Source organism: Bacillus sp. LR--39, from assembly GCF_053613335.1.
Map to the genome: position 1 here is coordinate 158,075 of NZ_JBSIOT010000003.1, position 18,426 is coordinate 176,500.

Annotated in this window: 22 protein-coding genes; 5 read left to right on the forward strand and 17 right to left on the reverse strand. The window is 50.1% G+C overall.

Going from position 1 to position 18,426, the window contains the following annotated elements; all coding sequences use genetic code 11:
• The first annotated feature begins 43 nt into the window (after window positions 1-43).
• The gene (locus ACWHAR_RS15780) at window positions 44-364 is read left to right on the forward strand and encodes an antibiotic biosynthesis monooxygenase family protein (RefSeq protein ID WP_003156282.1); all 321 of its coding nucleotides are present in this window, start codon (window positions 44-46) and stop codon (window positions 362-364) included.
• On the opposite strand, the gene ACWHAR_RS15785 is transcribed toward ACWHAR_RS15780, so the two are convergent.
• From ACWHAR_RS15785 to ACWHAR_RS15825, 9 genes are all read right to left on the reverse strand, one after another.
• On the reverse strand, window positions 335-550 hold the full coding sequence (locus ACWHAR_RS15785) for a YczI family protein (RefSeq protein WP_369719110.1): 216 nt from the start codon (window positions 548-550) through the stop codon (window positions 335-337). The two genes, ACWHAR_RS15780 and ACWHAR_RS15785, sit on opposite strands and share 30 nt — an antisense overlap.
• 195 nt (window positions 551-745) lie before the next feature.
• Window positions 746-1,387 (reverse strand): GDSL-type esterase/lipase family protein, encoded by a 642-nt coding sequence (locus ACWHAR_RS15790; protein ID WP_032872923.1) that lies wholly within the window; start codon window positions 1,385-1,387, stop codon window positions 746-748.
• 64 nt (window positions 1,388-1,451) lie between these two features.
• Window positions 1,452-2,201, reverse strand: a complete 750-nt coding sequence (locus ACWHAR_RS15795) for an IclR family transcriptional regulator (RefSeq protein WP_032872921.1) — start codon at window positions 2,199-2,201, stop codon at window positions 1,452-1,454.
• Between the two features lie 17 nt (window positions 2,202-2,218).
• Window positions 2,219-3,226: a 5-oxoprolinase subunit C family protein gene (locus ACWHAR_RS15800; RefSeq protein ID WP_014720726.1), complete on the reverse strand. Its 1,008-nt coding sequence runs from the start codon at window positions 3,224-3,226 to the stop codon at window positions 2,219-2,221.
• Between the two features lie 2 nt (window positions 3,227-3,228).
• Window positions 3,229-3,960: a 5-oxoprolinase subunit PxpB gene (gene pxpB, locus ACWHAR_RS15805; RefSeq protein WP_032872918.1), complete on the reverse strand. Its 732-nt coding sequence runs from the start codon at window positions 3,958-3,960 to the stop codon at window positions 3,229-3,231.
• A 29-nt stretch (window positions 3,961-3,989) separates the two neighbouring features.
• Window positions 3,990-4,784, reverse strand: a complete 795-nt coding sequence (locus ACWHAR_RS15810) for a putative hydro-lyase (protein WP_032872915.1) — start codon at window positions 4,782-4,784, stop codon at window positions 3,990-3,992.
• A 4-nt stretch (window positions 4,785-4,788) separates the two neighbouring features.
• Window positions 4,789-6,003, reverse strand: coding sequence for an NRAMP family divalent metal transporter (locus ACWHAR_RS15815; RefSeq protein ID WP_029326223.1), 1,215 nt, complete (start codon window positions 6,001-6,003; stop codon window positions 4,789-4,791).
• Between the two features lie 22 nt (window positions 6,004-6,025).
• Window positions 6,026-6,790, reverse strand: coding sequence for a 5-oxoprolinase subunit PxpA (locus tag ACWHAR_RS15820; RefSeq protein ID WP_032872912.1), 765 nt, complete (start codon window positions 6,788-6,790; stop codon window positions 6,026-6,028).
• Window positions 6,791-6,996: 206 nt separating this feature from the next.
• Entirely contained in the window at window positions 6,997-7,746 is a 750-nt protein-coding gene (locus ACWHAR_RS15825; protein ID WP_032872909.1) for a Cof-type HAD-IIB family hydrolase, read from the reverse strand.
• Window positions 7,747-7,873: 127 nt separating this feature from the next.
• Between ACWHAR_RS15825 and ACWHAR_RS15830 the strand changes: the two genes are divergently transcribed.
• Window positions 7,874-8,038 (forward strand): hypothetical protein, encoded by a 165-nt coding sequence (locus tag ACWHAR_RS15830; RefSeq protein WP_003156294.1) that lies wholly within the window; start codon window positions 7,874-7,876, stop codon window positions 8,036-8,038.
• Window positions 8,039-8,076: 38 nt separating this feature from the next.
• On the opposite strand, the gene ACWHAR_RS15835 is transcribed toward ACWHAR_RS15830, so the two are convergent.
• From ACWHAR_RS15835 to ACWHAR_RS15855, 5 genes are all read right to left on the reverse strand, one after another.
• Window positions 8,077-8,472: a 3-hydroxyacyl-ACP dehydratase FabZ family protein gene (locus ACWHAR_RS15835; protein WP_032872906.1), complete on the reverse strand. Its 396-nt coding sequence runs from the start codon at window positions 8,470-8,472 to the stop codon at window positions 8,077-8,079.
• A 68-nt stretch (window positions 8,473-8,540) separates the two neighbouring features.
• Window positions 8,541-9,662 (reverse strand): mannitol-1-phosphate 5-dehydrogenase, encoded by a 1,122-nt coding sequence (locus tag ACWHAR_RS15840; protein WP_032872904.1) that lies wholly within the window; start codon window positions 9,660-9,662, stop codon window positions 8,541-8,543.
• A 1-nt stretch (window position 9,663) separates the two neighbouring features.
• Complete coding sequence (locus ACWHAR_RS15845) at window positions 9,664-10,095, reverse strand: PTS sugar transporter subunit IIA (protein WP_012116817.1); 432 nt, start codon at window positions 10,093-10,095, stop codon at window positions 9,664-9,666.
• Window positions 10,096-10,120: 25 nt separating this feature from the next.
• Complete coding sequence (locus ACWHAR_RS15850) at window positions 10,121-11,560, reverse strand: PTS mannitol transporter subunit IICB (protein WP_014720723.1); 1,440 nt, start codon at window positions 11,558-11,560, stop codon at window positions 10,121-10,123.
• A gap of 174 nt (window positions 11,561-11,734) precedes the next feature.
• The gene (locus ACWHAR_RS15855) at window positions 11,735-12,076 is read right to left on the reverse strand and encodes a hypothetical protein (protein ID WP_007609433.1); all 342 of its coding nucleotides are present in this window, start codon (window positions 12,074-12,076) and stop codon (window positions 11,735-11,737) included.
• A 175-nt stretch (window positions 12,077-12,251) separates the two neighbouring features.
• Here ACWHAR_RS15855 and ACWHAR_RS15860 point away from each other — a divergent pair, with 175 nt between their 5' ends.
• From ACWHAR_RS15860 to ACWHAR_RS15870, 3 genes are read left to right on the forward strand one after another with little or no spacing between them, the layout of a single operon-like run.
• On the forward strand, window positions 12,252-12,824 hold the full coding sequence (locus tag ACWHAR_RS15860; protein ID WP_007609432.1) for a DeoR family transcriptional regulator: 573 nt from the start codon (window positions 12,252-12,254) through the stop codon (window positions 12,822-12,824).
• A gap of 32 nt (window positions 12,825-12,856) precedes the next feature.
• Window positions 12,857-14,485: a copper resistance CopC/CopD family protein gene (locus tag ACWHAR_RS15865; RefSeq protein ID WP_032873155.1), complete on the forward strand. Its 1,629-nt coding sequence runs from the start codon at window positions 12,857-12,859 to the stop codon at window positions 14,483-14,485.
• 12 nt (window positions 14,486-14,497) lie between these two features.
• Window positions 14,498-15,109 carry a YcnI family copper-binding membrane protein gene (locus ACWHAR_RS15870; protein ID WP_007410287.1) on the forward strand — a complete coding sequence of 204 codons (612 nt, stop codon included), beginning with the start codon at window positions 14,498-14,500 and terminating at the stop codon, window positions 15,107-15,109.
• A 45-nt stretch (window positions 15,110-15,154) separates the two neighbouring features.
• Here the strand turns inward: ACWHAR_RS15870 and gdh are convergent, their stop codons facing one another.
• The 3 genes from gdh to gabD all read right to left on the reverse strand — a co-directional run bounded on the left by gdh (window position 15,155) and on the right by gabD (window position 18,367).
• On the reverse strand, window positions 15,155-15,940 hold the full coding sequence (gene gdh, locus ACWHAR_RS15875) for a glucose 1-dehydrogenase (RefSeq protein WP_007609424.1): 786 nt from the start codon (window positions 15,938-15,940) through the stop codon (window positions 15,155-15,157).
• Window positions 15,941-15,960: 20 nt separating this feature from the next.
• Entirely contained in the window at window positions 15,961-16,824 is an 864-nt protein-coding gene (locus tag ACWHAR_RS15880; RefSeq protein WP_003156317.1) for a RhaT/GlcU family sugar-proton symporter, read from the reverse strand.
• Between the two features lie 154 nt (window positions 16,825-16,978).
• Window positions 16,979-18,367: a succinate-semialdehyde dehydrogenase gene (gene gabD, locus ACWHAR_RS15885; protein WP_032872902.1), complete on the reverse strand. Its 1,389-nt coding sequence runs from the start codon at window positions 18,365-18,367 to the stop codon at window positions 16,979-16,981.
• Window positions 18,368-18,426 lie beyond the last annotated feature (59 nt).

The window sequence follows — 18,426 nt, forward strand, 5'->3', positions numbered from 1 at the left end:
TATTCTTATACAATGTATCTATTAAAAAAAGGGGGAATTTCAGATGATCAGAGAAGCAGCCATGCTTTATGTAAAAGAAGGTCTTGAGGGGGAATTCGAAGAGGCATTCCGCCGGGCGGAGCCGATTATCGCGGGCATGAAAGGTTATCTGTCCCATTCCTTGTCCAAATGTATGGAAAAGACGCATAAATATTTGCTGCTTGTGGAATGGGAGACATTAGAAGATCATACAAAAGGCTTTCGCGGATCGCCGGAATATCAGGAATGGAAAGCCTTACTGCACCGTTTTTATTCACCATTTCCCGTTGTGGAGCATTTTCAGGATCTATCAGACTCAGATCGCGTGAAGCGTAAAACCGATTAAGGAGATTGACCATACAAAAACGGCGGTATAGATATTGAATTTCCCGGAGCCGTCGTTTTCTTTCCGTTTTTCCTCCAGCCCCTGAATGAACATGACCGCACCGAGAAACACGAGCATAACCGGCTGTATGACTGAGGTATGTTCCGCATACGTAAATGCGGCGGCCGCAAGTATAATAATCAGCATCGCGAGTGACAGTTTTAAGGCGCGCAGCAAAGCAATCCATCCTTTCTGTTATCATTTTTTGAACACAATTCTATTTCTGTCTTTATCCCCCATTATTCTAGCGTATTTTTTGCGCGGATAGAACGAAAGTCGGGCAATTTTAAGTTTGTTTTAAGGAGCACGAAAAGCGCGCTCCCGATGAAAAGGAGCGCGCTTTTATGAGCGGGCGAGGCTTCCGTATCCGAGCCCCCGCAGGACGCATGCCATGACTTCATATCCCTTACTGTTGGGGTGTACGCGGTCATGAGAGAGATATTCATTCATTTTTCCTTTGAAAGCGCTGTGGACGTCGGCGATTTTGACGTGCGGCGCCGATGCGAGTGTGCTGAGGTGCGCATTATAAGAGGATATCCATTTTTCTGCAATGGAGATGCCCGGGAAAGGATTGTATAAATTAAAGACGCGGATCTCATAAGGAGACGGGTGCGGCCCTTTTAAGGCAGCGATCTTGGCTATCATCTTTTCAAAGTTCTCATGGCAGTGACTGGACACGCTGGTGAACACCGAAGCGTCCGATGTTTGCTGATATGCCTGAACCGAATCGATCAAATCGTTGCCGCAGCCTGTAATCGTAATCATATCAGCAGCCTGAATCCGCCTCTGAATGTACGGCAAGGACATAAGCCCGAGAATTTCTACCGTCTCAAGGCCTGATTTGGCAAAGATGGATACGTCGGTTCTTGTCTGTAAATCTTCTGCCATCATGCGCCCGAACCGCTGGACAAAACCGGCGGAAAACGGCCCGGATCCCCTTCCCGTCGTCAAAGAATCCCCCAGCGCCGTATAAACAAGTCCCATTTACTTTCCTCCACTCGTTACTATCGATATTGTAATGTACGCGAGTGAAGAAAAATTGGCTCGGTCAATAACCCAATTTCTCAGAAATATGCTGTGCGGCGTTTTTGACCTTTTCGGTTAAATACGGCAGCCTGTCCTCTGAAAACCGGGCTTCGAAGCCGGCGATGCTGATTCCGGCAGCCACCTTACCTTCGTGATTGAAAATCGGCGCTCCGATCGCCGCCGTGTAATCCTCTAATTCCGAATAGCTGATCGTATAACCTGATTGTAAGGATCTTTCAATAGATTGAAGCAGTTCAGCCCGATCCGTCATCGTGCCTGAGGCGATTGCGGCAAGCTTTGTCTTCTGAATGTATGTGTCAATCTCCTCTTTTGGCAGAAACGATAGAATGCTTCTGGCGCACGCTCCCGCGTACAGCGGAGACCGGCGGCCGATTGCCGTATACAGGCGGACGGTTTGGGTGCCTTCAATTTTCTCGACGTAAATGGCTTCATCCCCGTCCCTCATGATCAGCTGAACGGCCTCATCCACTTCGCCGCACAGCTCTTCCATAATCGGTTTGGCTATTTTCCTGATATCCAGACGTTCAGAGACGAGCTGGCCGAATTGTAAAAAGATCAGACCAAGCTGATAACGGCCGTCTGCCGCCCGGATGAGAAACCCCGTTTCTTCCAGCGAGCTTGCCATCCGGTGAACCGAGGTCTTCGGCATCTCCGATAGAGAAACCAGTTCATTTAAGCTCAGGCTCGGTTCAGTCAGAAACAAATGAAGCAGTTCCATTGATTTGATGACGGTTTTGTTTAAGTTTTCCATGGTCTTTAGCCCCTTTGTCAGATCAGCCATTCCATTTTGAGCCTTGCTTTCAGCTCCTTCAGCTGCTGTTCCTTCTCCAAAAGCAGCATTTCCGCTTCCTCCAGCGAAACGGCCCGGAACGTGATATGTTCCCCCGGCATCGTTTGGGCGACGAGAGGAAGATCGGCGGATATGATATGCGCCATCCGCGGATAGCCCCCCGTCGTCTGTCTGTCAGCCAGCAGAATAATCGGATTGCCGTCCGGCGGCACCTGCACCGTTCCGAACGTCACGGCCTCAGATACCATCTCCAGCGGCTCCCGCAATTCAAGCGGAGCGCCCTTCAGCCGGTAGCCCATTCGGTCGGATTGAGGCGTGACCGTATATGACTCTTGATAAAAACGCAATTTTGCTTCTTCTGTAAAAGCGTGAAATTGAGCGCCTTCAAGCACTCGTATAACCGGATTTTTTTTCAGCGGCAGAAACCCTCTGCTGCTGACAGACCAATCAGGCGCTGAGAAACCATGCTGTCCGAAAGAATCGCTCAGACGGTACGCGATTGATTCCGAACATGGCGTCATACGGCCGAGCGGCAGCTCATCATCTTTTTGCAGCGCTCTTCCGCAAAAACCGCCGATCCCCGCTCTGACATACGTGCTCTTGCTTTCCATGACGGCGGGCACGTCAAATCCCCCCGCGACGGCGAGATATGCGCGGCTCCCCATCTTGCACGGCCCGAATGAGACGACGCTGTTTTCCTTTATCAAAACCGGTTTCCACAGAGGAGCGGGCTCCCCATTAATATGAAGGGCAAAATCAGCTCCCGTCACGGCAATAACCGCAGGTTCTGAAAATTCAAAGGAAGGCCCGGGCCCCATGAGCGTAATTTCCAGTCCCGCCTCTTTTTCTTGATTTCCGGCAAGAAGATTGGCGATGCGCAGAGAGATCGTATCCATTGCGCCGCTTCCCAGCACACCGTATTTCTGATACCCCGTGCGTCCCGTGTCCTGAACCGTCGTCAAGAGACCGGGCTTTACCACTTTCATACTCATTCGGCTCCCTCCTTGATGCGGCTGTATTCCTCTGCCGTGATCCGGACGAATTTCACCGTATCGCCCGCTCTCAAAAGACTCGGCGGATGTTCTTCCGGCCTGAAAAGCCGGAGCGGGGTGCTGCCGATCAGCTGCCAGCCGCCGGGAGTGGATATCGGATACACACCGGTCTGCATTCCCGCGATTCCTACTGAACCGGCCGGGATGGACGGCCTTGGTGACGCCTTTCTCGGCGCTCTGATCCGCTCAGACATTCCTCCTAAAAACGGAAATCCCGGCGCAAATCCGAGCATATAAACGAGATATTCGCCTTCAGTATGAATACGGATGACGTCTTCCGGGGTCAGATCGTTCATCTCAGCGACCTCTTCTAAATCGGGACCGAAATCACCGCCGTAACAAACGGGGATTTCCATCACCCGGCGCTCTTTCTGGCGGTCGGTCATTATATGGCTGAGACGTTCTGTCACTTCTTTCTTGACCAAGGCAAAAGGAGAGACGCCTTTTTTTATGTTTGAGACGGCATACATATCATAAAAGATCGTTAAGCTTGTGAATGCCGGAATACATTCAACGAAGCCCGGAAACGGCCGTTCTTCCATACAGGCTGCCGCCGCATGCACCCGGCTGTTGACCTCTTCGCTGATGTGCCCGCCAAAGCGGATGATAACGGCGGAATCACCGTACGGCTGTATATCAAGCGCTGTATTTCCGCTATACTGCATCATTGTCATCACCTCGTTGTATTCTTTCTCACTTACAGGACAGCAAGCGATTCATTTCGTATATCGGTGATCAGCATGTGCCCCGGTGAATGTGTTATCACAATATCAGGCTTTGCTTCCATGATCACCGCCTGGGGTGTAACGCCGCAGGCCCAGAATACGGGAACTTCACCTTCCCGCACCGTTACGGCATCTCCGAAATCCGGCTGTTGCAAATCGCTGATACCGATGCTTTGCGGATTTCCGATGCGGACGGGGGCGCCGTGCACGGCGGGAAAACGTGACGTGACCTGCGCCGCCCGGACTGCAAGCCTTTCCGGAATCGGTCTCATGCTGACGACCATCTTTCCTGAAAATGGGCCGGCGGGAACACAGTCAATATTTGTTTTATACATGGGAACGTTCACGCCTTCATCAATATGCCTGATTGGAATGTGCTGATTAATAAGGGCTTGCTCGAATGAAAAACTGCAGCCGATCAAAAACCCGACATCATCATCCTTCCAATACGGCGTAATATCCGTTACCTCTTCAGTAAGCACGCCATGCCGATAAATCCTGTATTTCGGAAAGTCCGTCCGGATATCAGCTCCTTGCGCAGCTATTGCCGGAACGGGTGAACCCGCATCCGTCACGTCAAGCACCGGACAAGGCTTTTGATTGCGCTGGCAGAATAAGAGAAAATCAAAGGCAAGATCCTTTTGCAAAACGACGAGATTGGCTTGTGCGTAAGAAGCGGCCATCCCCACCGTCGGCCCGGTCATCTGCCCTTTCCTGATCAGCTGTCTGGCTTCTTCGGGGCTCATGTCACTCATATGGTTTTTCATATCATCAGCTCCATAGCTGCGGCATTTGCGTGAATAATGTATAGATGCCCATAACCGCCATGACAACTACTACGATCGCCCCTGCAATCGTGAGCCAGATCGGATGCTTGTAATCGCCGACGATTTTTTTCTTATAAGCGCCCAACAGAATCATCGCTAATGCAAGCGGCAGAATTAAGCCGTTAAGCGAACCGACCGCGACCAGAATTTTGGCAGGCTGGCCGATCGTGACAAAAATAAGAGTGGATACGATGATAAAACCGATAATTACGCCATGTGAGTGCTTTTCGATTTTTGTTGAAAATGATTTGAAAAATGATACCGATGTATAGGCGGCGCCGATGACAGACGTGATAGCGGCAGACCACATGATGACGCCGAAAATTTTATAGCCTACATTTCCCGCCGCAAGCCGGAATACAGAAGCCGCCGGATTATCAGGATCAATGCTCAGGCCCTTTGAGACGACGCCGAGCACGGCGAGAAACAGGGCAATCCGCATAATCGATGTAATCAGAACGCCTGTGATGGAGCTTTTCGTAACCTGAGGGATGACTTCTTTCCCTTGGATGCCTGAATCAAGCAAACGGTGGCCTCCGGCAAATGTAATGTACCCGCCGACTGTGCCGCCGACAAGCGTCACGATCGCCAGCACACTGATATGATCAGGCATAAAAGTTTTCACAACGGCGTGTCCGACCGGCGGAGCCGTCGTTACGGCAACATACACCGTCAATACGATCATGACGATGCCGGCGATCTGCATAAAACGGTCCATGACTTTTCCGGCTTCCTTTATGACAAAAATCAGCACCGCGACCGCTGCGCTGATTAAAGCGCCGATCTCCGGTTTGATCCCGAATAATACTTGAAGACCGAGACCCGCGCCGCCGATGTTTCCGATATTAAACGCAAGTCCGCCGAGCATGACCAGAAAAGCAATGGCATAACCGGCGCCCGGAAGCACCATATTGGCAATCTCTTGGCCGCGCTTTCCGGAAACCGCGATAATCCGCCATACATTGGTTTGCGCGAAAATGTCCAAAATAATAGAAATTAAAATGATAAAGCCGAAGCTTGCCGCCAATGTATTGGTAAACGTGGCCGTTTGCGTCAGAAAGCCGGGCCCGATTGATGATGTCGCCATCAAAAATGTCGCGCCTAAAAGAATCGACCATTTGCCGGAAGCCTTTCCGGCTGTTTTTTTCTTTTGCTCCATGCTGTCTTCCTCCCTCTGCTGCTCAGTCTTTTGCAAGCGCGCTGATTTGAATGTCTGCCGTTTTTAATTCTTTTTTGATTGTTTTTGCGAATGTGAGGGCGTGGGCTCCGTCTCCGTGAATGCAGACCGTGTCCGCTTTCAGGCTTACAGCTTGTCCCTTACGTGATGTCACCGTGCTGTCTTTCACCATTTGAATCACTTGACCGACCGCTTTTTTGTCATCCTGAATCAGCGCATCCGGCTCTGAACGCGGCGTCAGCGTGCCGTCTTCCTGATAGGTGCGGTCCGCAAACACTTCGCTTGCCGTCCTCAGTCCGATTCGATCTCCCGCTTTAATCAGCTCGCTTCCGGAAAGCCCGAAAAGAATAAGCCCGGGATCAAAATGACAGACCGCCTGAGCGATGGCTGCTGACAGGCCGGGATTGACGGCGGCCATATTATATAAAGCGCCGTGCGGCTTCACATGCTGCATCTCGACACCTTCTGCTTTTAAAAAACCTGACAGCGCGCCGATTTGGTACAGCGTCAGATCATACGCTTCCTCGGGTGTAATCGCGATCTGCCGCCGCCCGAATCCCTGCAGATCGAACAGCCCGGGATGAGCGCCGATTTTCACGCCTTTTTCCGCCGCAAGCGCAACCGTTTTGCGCATCACGCTGGGATCACCCGCATGAAAGCCGCAGGCGATGTTTGCAGATGTCACATAATCCAAAATCTCTTCATCCAGTCCGATTTTATAAGCACCGAAACTCTCTCCTAAATCACAATTGATGTCAATCTGAAACATAAGATCCCTCCTGTATTGTAAACGTTTTATATTATTATCATTCCGCTATTCGGAATGACTATTCCGAATTGTTGAATTTCTCTTCATTATATTTAATTCTGACAGGTTTGAACATCCTTTTGTCAGAAAACCTACCATGGACCTAGTCATAAATCTGACAAAACTAAAAAAAGAGAGCCTCATACTGAGACTCTCTCTTTTTTCTATTATAACACCCAGTGGCGGATCGCTTTGGCGACCCCGTTTTCCGTGTTGACATCAGTCACCCAGTCAGCTGTTTCTTTCACAATGTCCTGCGCATTCCCCATGGCGACGCCGACACCCGCTTTTTCAATCATGGCAATGTCATTCAGACTGTCACCCATGGCCATCACATTTTCCATCGTGAAGCCGAGTTTTTCCGATACCTTCGCCAGCGCAGCCGCTTTGTTGATACCGAGGGCATTGACTTCGATGTTGATCGGACTGGAGTTTGTGATCTCGAGCTCCTTGTATTCCTTGAGCTCTTGCAGCACCTCATTCCGCACTTCGTCATCCTCGATTTCGAATCCGAACTTGAGCCACTGATGATCTGTAATCGTTTCCGGGAATTCCCCTCTCCACACTCTATCGACGGTAGAGGCCCAGAAATTCGTGTTGTGCTTATTCCTCAGATCCCATAATTTTTGAATATGATCGGTATGAAGAAGCTTGCGCTCAACCAGCTCAAAGTTGGAATCCCAGATCTCGCTGCCGTTTGCCGTGATTAAAAAGGATGACAGCTCGAGAGACTCAGCCAGTTCGCGGCAGGTCATCAGCGTGCGTCCTGTGCTGATGACGACGTGAATTCCTTTCGCCTCCGCTTCCTTGATCGCCCGCCGGTTTTCCTCCGGGATGAGCTGCTCGTCATTGAGCAGGGTTCCGTCCATATCAATCGCGATCAGTTTAATATCTGCGTCTTCTCTTTGTATCGGCATATATGTACCTCACTTTTTATAATGTAGTCGTCTCTATTTTAATACATATGACCCACAGGAACAAAAAACCGCTTCCTGCGTTTGGCGGGGAGAACGTTGAGGAAAAGAAATATTGAGGTGATGGAGGATGAAAGAAAGAAAACAAAAGAACAAACCGAATGAAAATCCTGAACATCATGATTTAACCGATCCGATTCCGCTGGAAGAGCTGAAGGAAAACGCCAATGACGAAAAACACAAACATGACCAAAGGGACAATTCACAAAGTGAAAGAGACTATGATACAAAATAACACGCTTGTCCGAAAGCCGCCGCTGGAGGCGGCTTTTTTTACGATGGCTGGATAAATATGCTGAGTTCAGCTTCCGCCACAGGCTTCCCGGCAACGGACGCTTTCGCCCGGCCGAACACAAAACCGCGTCTGATTCGCGTGACCTCAAACAAAAGATCCAGACGGTCTCCCGGCAAAGCGGCACCTAACCTTTCCGCTTTCTTCACCGCGGATAAGAGACCGAGGCTGTCACCGCCGGTAATTCCCGCGCAAGCCGCCGTTTGGGCCATTGCTTCAACGACGAGCGAAAATGGCATCTCTCTTTGGGATTCAGTTATAAACCAGTCATTTTCACTGATATTTTTGTAAGCAGCCGCCCATTTTCCGGCTTCACTGTTCGTCGTGCCGTCAATTAAAAGAAACGGATAACGATGTGGCAATAGCTTCTGATTCATCACGCAGCCTCCCTTCCCTCTCATTATAACGCAAGAAAAAACCCGCGTCCCCCGACGCGGGTTCATTTTTATTGATTGAGCTTTTTGAGCACGATGCCGTGCAGCGGTTCATGCGGCTGAATACCGCAAATGTCTTGAAGAACGCGGCTCGTGCCTTTTTCCGCGATAAGCTTTTGCAGCTCAACCGCTTCCGGATCATCCTGATAGTCAAAGCGCAGGGCGGCGGCGATGCCTTCTGCCAGCGCGTTCGGTTCTTTTATTTTTTTAGCCGGCCCTACTAATCTGTCATTCGCTCCGAGTTTTCTGAGCGGTGATCTGGCGACTCTTGTCACATCATCCGTGATGTATTCATTTTCAAAGCGGCCGATGATTTTCTTCATGTACTGCTCGTGTTCGGATTGCTTAAAGCCGTACGCTTTCACCAAGTACTCGCCCGTTTCTGAAAGTGCATCGTACACGACACGCCGGATTTCCGGATGGCCGATGGCCTCTTTGACGGTTTTTAATCCGCGCTGATAGCCGACGTACGCCGTAACGGCATGACCGGTATTGACGGTAAACAGCTTTCTCTCGATGAAAGGCGTAAGATCATCCGTAAACAACGCGCCTTTAAGTACCGGCTGGCCGCCGGCAAAGCCGGTTCTGTCTATGACCCATTCAAAAAACGGTTCTACGGATACTTTCAGCGGATCTTCATGGTGCTGAATCGGCACGATCCGATCTACCGCAGAATCCGGGAAGCCGACCGTCCGGTTCACGAGTTCCCGCTCCGCATCCGTCAAATGTCCGAAAACTTCTTTTTTCAGAAAACTGCTACCGCCGATCATATTTTCACAGGCAATGATATTGAGAGGCTCAGAAGACGTTCTGCGCTTCAGCCCTTCCGCGATGGACGGGGCGATGAGTCTGAGAACGTTCGGGCCCACCGCCGTCGTAATGATCGCCGCTTCATTGATCAGCCCGTACAGCTCTTGTTCTTGCACCGCGCTGTTGATGGCTGAAACAGGGCCGATGATTTCTGTCTGCCGGCCGCCGTCGGCAAGCTCCACGGTATATTCCTTCCTTTCATTGAGAAGGCTGACCATCGTTTCATTCACATCAGCGAAAACTACGTCATAGCCGGAATGATGGAGCAGGGCGCCGATAAAGCCCCGTCCGATGTTTCCCGCTCCGAAATGAAGGGCAATCATGTCAGTTCACCTCGCTGAAAATAGCGGCCAGTTCTTCTTCCGTCTTTGCACTGATCAGCCGTTCGATGTTTTCTTCCTCTGAGCAGATGATGGCGATGTTTGACAGGATGTCTAAGTGTTCATTGTTTTTTCCGGCGATACCGAAAACGACCTTTGCCGTATTGCCTTCACCGTATTCCACACCATCCGGAATCTGGATGACGGAAATGCCTGAATGAAGCACCTCATCCTTCGCATCTTCCGTGCCGTGCGGGATCGCGATGAAATTCCCCATAAACGTGGATGATGTTTCTTCACGTTCGAACATTTTTTCCACATAGCCGTTCTTCACGTAGCCGTTATCAATCAATGTCTGTCCCGCGAGGCGGATGGCATCCTCTTTTGAGTTCACCGTCTGGTTCAGTTTGATGTTCGCTTTAGCCAATACTTCCATGATGAAGATCCCTCTTTCTGTTTGATTAGTTTTTGAGCTTTTCAATCAGTTCATCGTATTTCGGGCTGTTCAAGAAATTATCAACCGAAATGTGCACCGCCTGCGGCAGCTTCGCTTTCGCGCGGTCAGTCAGGTCCTTATGCGTAATGACGATATCCGCGTCATTCGGCAGATTATTGATCGACGTATTTGTCACATCAATATCCAGGTCTGCTTTTTTCACTTTGTTTCTTAAAATAGAGGCGCCCATTGCGCTCGATCCCATACCTGCGTCGCATGCGAAGATAATGCGGCTGACTTGGTCAGCGGAAATATCAGCGGCGCTGTTTTCCGGCTCTTCCTCTTTGTCTGCCAATGCGGCCGCCGCTTCGCTTTTCCTGCCTTTCATTTCCTGCATTTTTTCCGCCGCGGCTGTCAAATCTTCTTCGCCTGCTTTAGACGATTTCAGAATAAGCGCCGAGACGATAAACGATACGGCCGCGGCAACGATGACGCCCGCCAGCACGCCGAGATAGCTTCCTTTCGGCGTCAGCGCCAAAATGGCGATGATGCTTCCCGGAGATGATGCGGCGACAAGACCCGCGTTAAAGATCGAGAATGTAAGCAGTCCGCTCGCTCCCCCGGCGATCGCCGCGAGGATCAACATCGGTTTCATTAAAATGTAAGGGAAATAGATTTCATGAATCCCCCCGAAGAAATGAATGATCGCCGCTCCCGGAGCCGTCGATCTTGAAGAGCCTTTCCCAAAGAACATATATGCCAGTAAAATACCGAGTCCCGGCCCGGGGTTCGCTTCCACTAAGAACAGAATGGATTTACCCGCTTTGGCGGCCTGCTCGATTCCGATCGGACTTAAAATGCCGTGGTTGATCGCGTTATTCAGGAACAGGACTTTCGCCGGTTCTACGAAAACGCTTGCAATCGGCAGCAAATTCGCGTGGACAATGACTTCCACACCTGCCGCCAGCAATTTGTTAAGAGACAGGACGACCGGGCCGATCGCATAAAATGCGATAATCGTCAGCACAGCTCCGATAATTCCCGCCGTGAAGTTGTTGATCAGCATTTCAAAACCCTGTCTGACTTTATCTTTAAACACACGGTCTAATTGTTTAATGAGATAACCGCCCAAAGGCCCCATAATCATTGCCCCTAAGAACATCGGAATGTCCGCTCCGACAATGACTCCGATGGCGGCCGTCGCTCCGACGACTCCCCCGCGGTGATCGTAAATCATTTTTCCGCCCGTATATGCGATTAAAAGCGGCAGTAGATACGTAATCATCGGGCTTACCAATGTATTCAGCTGCGGATTCGGAAACCATCCCGCTGGAATAAACAGCGCGGTGATAATTCCCCATGCGATAAATGCGCCGATATTCGGCATGATCATACCGCTTAAATAACTGCCGAACCGCTGTATCTTCACTTTCATGCCAGCTTGCTGTTCTTGCTGCATGTTCATTCCCTCCCTGTTTGCTTGCCTTCAGATGAAAATAAATAAGACACGGGGTTTCTCTCTCCCCTGTGTCTTCATCATAAAACGCTTACAATCCCCATTCAATGAAAAGTAAAGAGGAGTTTGGCACAGAGACTGTGACAACTCCTTAACAAAAAAAGACACCTCATCAAAGGTGTCTTAACGCTTTCTGTATATAATGTGTCCTTTTGTGACGACGAGTTTGGCAATGAGCCGCTCACTGACAATAAACACCGGATACGCACATACGAGCGCGAAAATGGCGGCCGGCACATACCGCGCTGCCGGAAACATCGGCATGACGGCGGTTCTGGCCATCTGCACAAGATAAATCAAAAGCACCGTGATCGCAATGGCCACAGCCATAATCGGAGCGGATACTTTATATTCACGCAATTTCACATGGCAATGCCCGCACTGAAACTGGCACGGGATCATGGATGATCTGACCATGTCGCCTGTAATCGGCTTGCCGCAGTTCGGGCAGGTCGTTTCTTTCATGTTTATTCCTCCATTCAACTCTTCTATTATAACAGAGTCTGACTACGTCTTTTACATTGTGATTGTTCAACATTTTTTCACATATTTTATCATCAGGCTCTTGTGTGCATTTGTGAAAACATCTACTCTTAGAGGGAGGTTCATCACTCATTCGTATAAAAAGGAGGATGCAGAATTGCTTCCGATTCACAGACAGCAAACCTTGCTTGAATGGCTGAAAGAAGAGGGCGCGCTGAAAATCTCTGACATAAGCGAGAGATTCGGCGTCTCCGAGATGACCGTGTACAGAGACGTCAATCAGCTGGCGGATGCAAACCGGATTATCCGGACACCCGGCGGCATTACGCTCCCTCCCGCTTCAGAACGAAGCGCCAATCAATGCGGCTATTGCCTGCGGCCGATTCAGCATTCGTATTCTGTTCAGCTTATTACCGTTTCACAAGCCGTTGAGCAGATGTGCTGCATTCATTGCGCGATTTTGCGGTATGAGGATAAAAAGGAAGAAGTGTCCCATGTCATTTGTAAAGATTTTCTTCTCCAGACGACGCTGACGGCCGCTTCCGCATACTTTTTAGTCCATGCCGATATTGACCTTCACTGCTGCCGGCCTCAGGCGATTCCCTTCTCAACGCTTGATTACGCAGAACGGTTTCAAAAAGGATTCGGCGGGGTCATTTGCACCTTTGACGAGGCGGCGGACATCATCTTACACGACAGGCAGAAGGGATGCACCTGCAGCAAGACATAACAACAACCAACCGGAAGGCGGTGTCATCATCCATGAGACAGAACAAACGCTGGCTCATCTTTTTGCTGTTCCTTGTTTTGATTCCGAAAACAAGCTTCGCCCACGCCTACATCACAAACTCAAATCCGGGTGAGAACAGCGAATTAAAACAAGCGCCGAAGCAGATTGAAATTGAGTTTAATGAACAGATTGAAGAAGGATTCCACTCCATTAAGGTCTATAATTCATCCGGCGAACGGGTTGACGCGGGCAAAACGGTGATTCAAAAAAATAATGCCCGCATCATGACCGCGGCATTGAAAAATAATCTGCCGCATGATATTTACAGAGCGGAATGGAACGCGGTATCGGCCGACGGACATCCGGTATCCGGCGTCATCCCTTTCAGTATCGGAAAAGCCGGCGGAGAACTTCAGGAGCAGACATCATCGCAAGCGGCGCTTCATCCCGAAGCGGCCATCGACCGCGGTATTTTGTACACCGCTCTCTCCCTGTTTATCGGCACGGCTTTTTTCCATCTGTTTTGGTACAGAAATAATAAAGATTCATCAAAAGCAAAACGAACTGTAAAGCTGCTCGTGATTTCTTTATGTTTAACGGGGCTCGCGCTTATCTGCCAGCTCCCGATCCAGACGAAAGAAAACGCGGGCGGCGCTTGGAGCGCCGCGTTTCAGCCGGACTATGTAAAAGAAACGCTTCTGAAAACGGCAGGCGGGTACGTCTGGATGATCCAGATCAGCTTATTTATCCTGCTCGCCCTGTCCATGATCCCGCTGTTGAAGAAGAAAGCATTCCGGTCATTTGCGTACTGGACGGCGCCGCTGTTATTCTTCTTCGCTTCGCTTTTGGCAAAAGCATTCGCCGGGCATGCGGCGGTTATCGACGAAAAAGCGGTCGGCATCGCGATGGACTTTCTCCATTTATCGGCCGCGTCTGTATGGATGGGCGGTATCGCCGCGCTTGTGCTGCTTCTTTCATCAGAGTGGAGAAAACCCGATAAAACCATCGCTTGGGAAACGGTCAGACGGTTTTCTCCTTGGGCGTTCGCCTCTGTCGGTGTGCTGTTATTTTCAGGCGTGCTGAACGGATTTTTCATTATCCGCACGTTTGATTCACTCTTTCACACTGCTTACGGTAAGACGCTCCTTTTGAAAATCGGACTGTTTGTCATCGTGCTTGTGCTCGGCGCCGTTCACGTATGGATGACGAAGTTCAGCAGAAAAAGGAGCATCAGCGCAACGATAAAGGCCGAATGGGCACTAGGCATTGCGGTGTTATTTACAACCGCCGTCTTCACAAGCCTGCCCAGTCCGCCGCCGCCTGCGCCATTGCCTTTTAACGGCTCAGAAACGATCGGAAACGGGGAAACCCTGTCCTTGCACATTACGCCGAACCAGCCGGGTAAAAATGAATTTCAAGTCATTGTCACCGATCACAACGGCAGCTTGGTAAAAGACATTCAGCAATTTACGGTCACTGTTTACCAGACGGGCTTCAGCGGCAAACAGCATGAAAGCACCTTTGATTTGAAGAAGACGAAGGAAGGCACATTTGAAGCCGCCAACCTGTCCATCACCGAAAAGGGAAACTGGAAGATCAAAGTCCACGGGCTGACAAACGATTTTAATGAAATCAACCAAATATTCTCAACGACAAACTAAGGAGTGTATCTCATGTTGAAAAAAAAGGCTTTATTATTCATATCCGCCGTGACCCTGTCACTCGTCGGTTTTACGGCGACAGCAAGCGCCCACGTCTCAGTCAAACCCGCGGAATCCGCGGCCGGTTCTTGGGAAACATACACGATGAAAGTGCCTGTGGAAAAGAATGAGCCGACAACGAAAGTCGTGCTGAAAATGCCCGCCGGCGTTGAATTTCAGCAATATCAGCCGATTCCGGGCTGGAAAACATCCGTATCCAAACATGATGACAAAGCGGTCTCCGTCACTTGGGAAGCAAAGGACGGCGGCATTCAGCCCGGCCAATTCCAGCAGTTCACGTTCGTTGCGAAAAATCCTGAAAAGAGCGGAGATGCCGCTTGGGACGCTTACCAATATTACAAAGACGGCAGCATTGTAGAATGGACGGGTGATGAGAAAGCCGACACGCCCCACTCGATTACGAAAATCACGAAATCGGCCAGCGTGACGGATGCGCACGGAGCTGAACAGTCAAACGAAGAAAGCAAATCCGGCGTATCAGCGCTTGATATTGCGGCCATCGTTCTGTCAGCTGCGGCGATTATCCTTTCCATCGCGGCGCTTGTAAAGAAAAAACGCGCGTAAGCAAAAAGCGATCCGGCTCTAAAGAGCCTGCGATCGCTTTTTTTCTTATCCGCGGCCTGCCTGGAATGACGGATATTTGGTCATTCCTCCGTCAGCAAACAGCGTAATGCCGGTCACGTAGCTTGATTCCTTCGAAGCAAGCCAGACGGCGACAGCCGCGATTTCTTCCGGCTCACCGATATATCCCATCGGAATCATGCTTTCCACATCTTTTCTCTGAACGGGATCCGCAAATTTTTCCGCGTTGATCGGCGTATTGATGGCTCCCGGTCCGATATTGTTAACACGGATGCGCTTCGGCGCGTACTCAAGCGCCAGCGTTTCCGTCATCAATTTGATGCCGCCCTTACTCGCCGCGTAGTGAACAAACAGCGGCCATGGAATCATTTCATGTACGCTTGACATGTTAATGACGTTTCCTTGAATATCATTCTCTACGTAATATTTAATGGCTTCGCGGCTTCCTAAGAAAGCGCCGGTCAGATTGGTATTGATGACTTTGTTCCAGTCTTTAAGCGGCATTTCATGTGACTGAACCGGATTTTCCATGCCGGCGTTATTGATCATGACATCCAATGTGCCGAATTCCTTCACCGCGGTCTGCACGATGTTTTTGACATCTTCTTCTTTTGTGACGTCTCCTTGAACGATGACCGCTTCGCCTCCCGCTTTTTGAATCTCTTCTTTAACGGTTTGGGCGTCTTTTTCATTACTATAGTAGTTAACCACGACTTTCGCCTGCTCCTGTCCGAAGCGGATCGCCATCGCTTTTCCTAATCCTGATGAAGCTCCCGTAATGGCAACGACTTTTCCCTTTAAATCCGTGTACATGTTCAAACCTCCTGCATATGTTATGAATTTGATTTCGCAACGCCTAAGAATACCGCGGCCACAATGATCAGGATAATCCCGATGGCAATCGCGACCAGCTGACGCTTCGTTTTGCTCTCACGGAGAATGAAGATTCCGCCGAGCGTGCTGATGACGATTCCCATTTGAGAAAGGGAAAAACTTGTCGCAACTCCGACGCGCGGCTGTGAGATGAACAGAAACATATTCCCGAGCGCCCAGATGATTCCCGGCAGAATGTTCTTGAGGGCGTACTTATTAAACGGTTTATGCTTGTACGTCAGGAGCAGTCCGCCGATGACCATCCCGATTGCCTGCGGCAGAAGCGCTGACCATCCGGATACGCCGAACAGCCGGGCGACGACGACATAGACCAAATAACCGAGCGTGGAGATCAGCAGGATGACAATGCCTTTTTTTAAGTTTCCCGGTTCTCCGTCCGCCCGCCCCTTTTTATCTTCTAAAGATGTGAGCACAATCCCGATGATGATAAAAATAAGGGCGAGAATACCCAGCGTAATCGCGATCGGGGTTGACCATTCTTTGAATACGATCACACCGAACAAAGAAGTCGAGACGAGCTGCATTCCCGTTGATATCGGCATCGTTTTTGAAACGCCCATCAGCTGTATGCTTTTAAGCTGATTGCTTTGGCCGAGCGACCAAAACAGCCCCGAGATGATGCCGACAATAAAAATGCGCCCAGACAGCACCGGGTGGACAAACAGATACAGCACAAACGAAACGATGAGCGCCCCGATTGTCGTTCCCAGCGTCTGGCTGTAAGGCCCGCCGCCTAATTTAACGTTAAATAACACGATGCTCCCCCAAAATAAAGCCGGGAGAAGAGCCAGTAATATATCCATGATGGCGACCTTCTTTCAATCGTATTTGCTGTTATTTTGTCTGGAATCGAACCGATTATTCCCGCAAGATCAAAAAAGCCTGCCGGCGATATTCACCGGCAGACCGCTCAATAAAAACAGCCCCGCTTAGTAGCGGGGCTTTCTTTTCGGCTCATTAAAGTCCGATAGACATGTATTTGGTTTCCAGGTACGGTTCAATGCCTTCCGTACCGCCTTCACGGCCGATGCCGCTTTCTTTCATTCCTCCGAACGGCGCTTGAACCGCGGACGGACCGCCGTCATTCCAGCCGATGATGCCGTATTCAAGCTGTTCAGAAATATAAATGCCGCGGCGGTAGTTTTCTGTGAAGAAATAAGCCGCAAGCCCGAACGGCGTATCGTTCGCAAGCTTGATCGCTTCATCAATATCTGAGAACGTAACGATCGGCGCAACCGGGCCGAATGTTTCTTCATGCATGATGTTCATGGATGTATCTACATTTGAAAGCACGGTCGGCGTCACGAAATAGCATCCTTTTTCATCGTTTTGGTCATACGTTCCGCCCGTCAGCACTTTTGCGCCTTTTTCCACGGCGTCATTAATTTGGCCGACGATTTTATCGAAGCCTTTTTTGTTGATGACAGGGCCGACGTTTACGCCTTTTTCAAGACCGTTTCCGACTTTGAGTTTCGCAGCTTCTTCACTCAGTTTTTTCGCAAACTCGTCTTTCACGGATTCGTGTACGATCAGCCGGTTCGCACAGACGCAAGTTTGGCCGGCGTTTCTGAATTTAGAGGCCATTGTTTGGGCTACCGCCAGATCAAGATCAGCGTCTTCATCCACGATCAGCGGCGCATGTCCGCCAAGCTCCATTGACATATGTTTTACGGTGTCGGCGCTGTTTTTCATCAGGATTTTGCCGACAGGCGTTGAGCCGGTGAAGGTAATTTTACGGATTTTCGGGCTGCTGGTAAAGACGTTTCCGATTTCGGCTCCGTCACCGATCACCACTTGCATCACGTCCTTCGGAATTCCCGCTTCATATGCGAGACGCGCAAGGGCGTAAGCGGAAAGCGGCGTATCCTCCGCCGGTTTGATGATGAACGTACAGCCTGCTGCCAAAGCCGGCGCGGCTTTTCTTGTAATCATCGCATTTGGGAAATTCCACGGCGTGATTGCGGCTACCGGGCCGACCGCCTGACGGGTGACGACAATCCGTTTGCCCGTTGTCGGCGCAGGTACGGTTCTGCCGTAAATCCGTTTTGCTTCTTCGGCGAACCATTCAATATAGCCGGCGCCGTATAAAACTTCTCCGACCGCTTCTTCGTACGGTTTGCCGTTTTCTTTCGTAATTAATTCCGCAAGTTCTTCTTTATTTTCAACAATCAGCTCATACCATTTTCTCAAAAGTGAGGCACGTTCTCCCGCTGATGTTTTGGACCATGATTGAAACGCTTGATGTGAACGTTCAATCGCTTTTTCAACATCTTCGGCCGTCTGCTGGGGGATGCTTTCGATCGCCTCTCCCGTTGCCGGGTTGTACACTGTTAATTGTTCTGGCATATTGAACATTCCTTTCTCTGCTATAGTAAAGCCATTGAATGCTTGTTGATGTATCTATA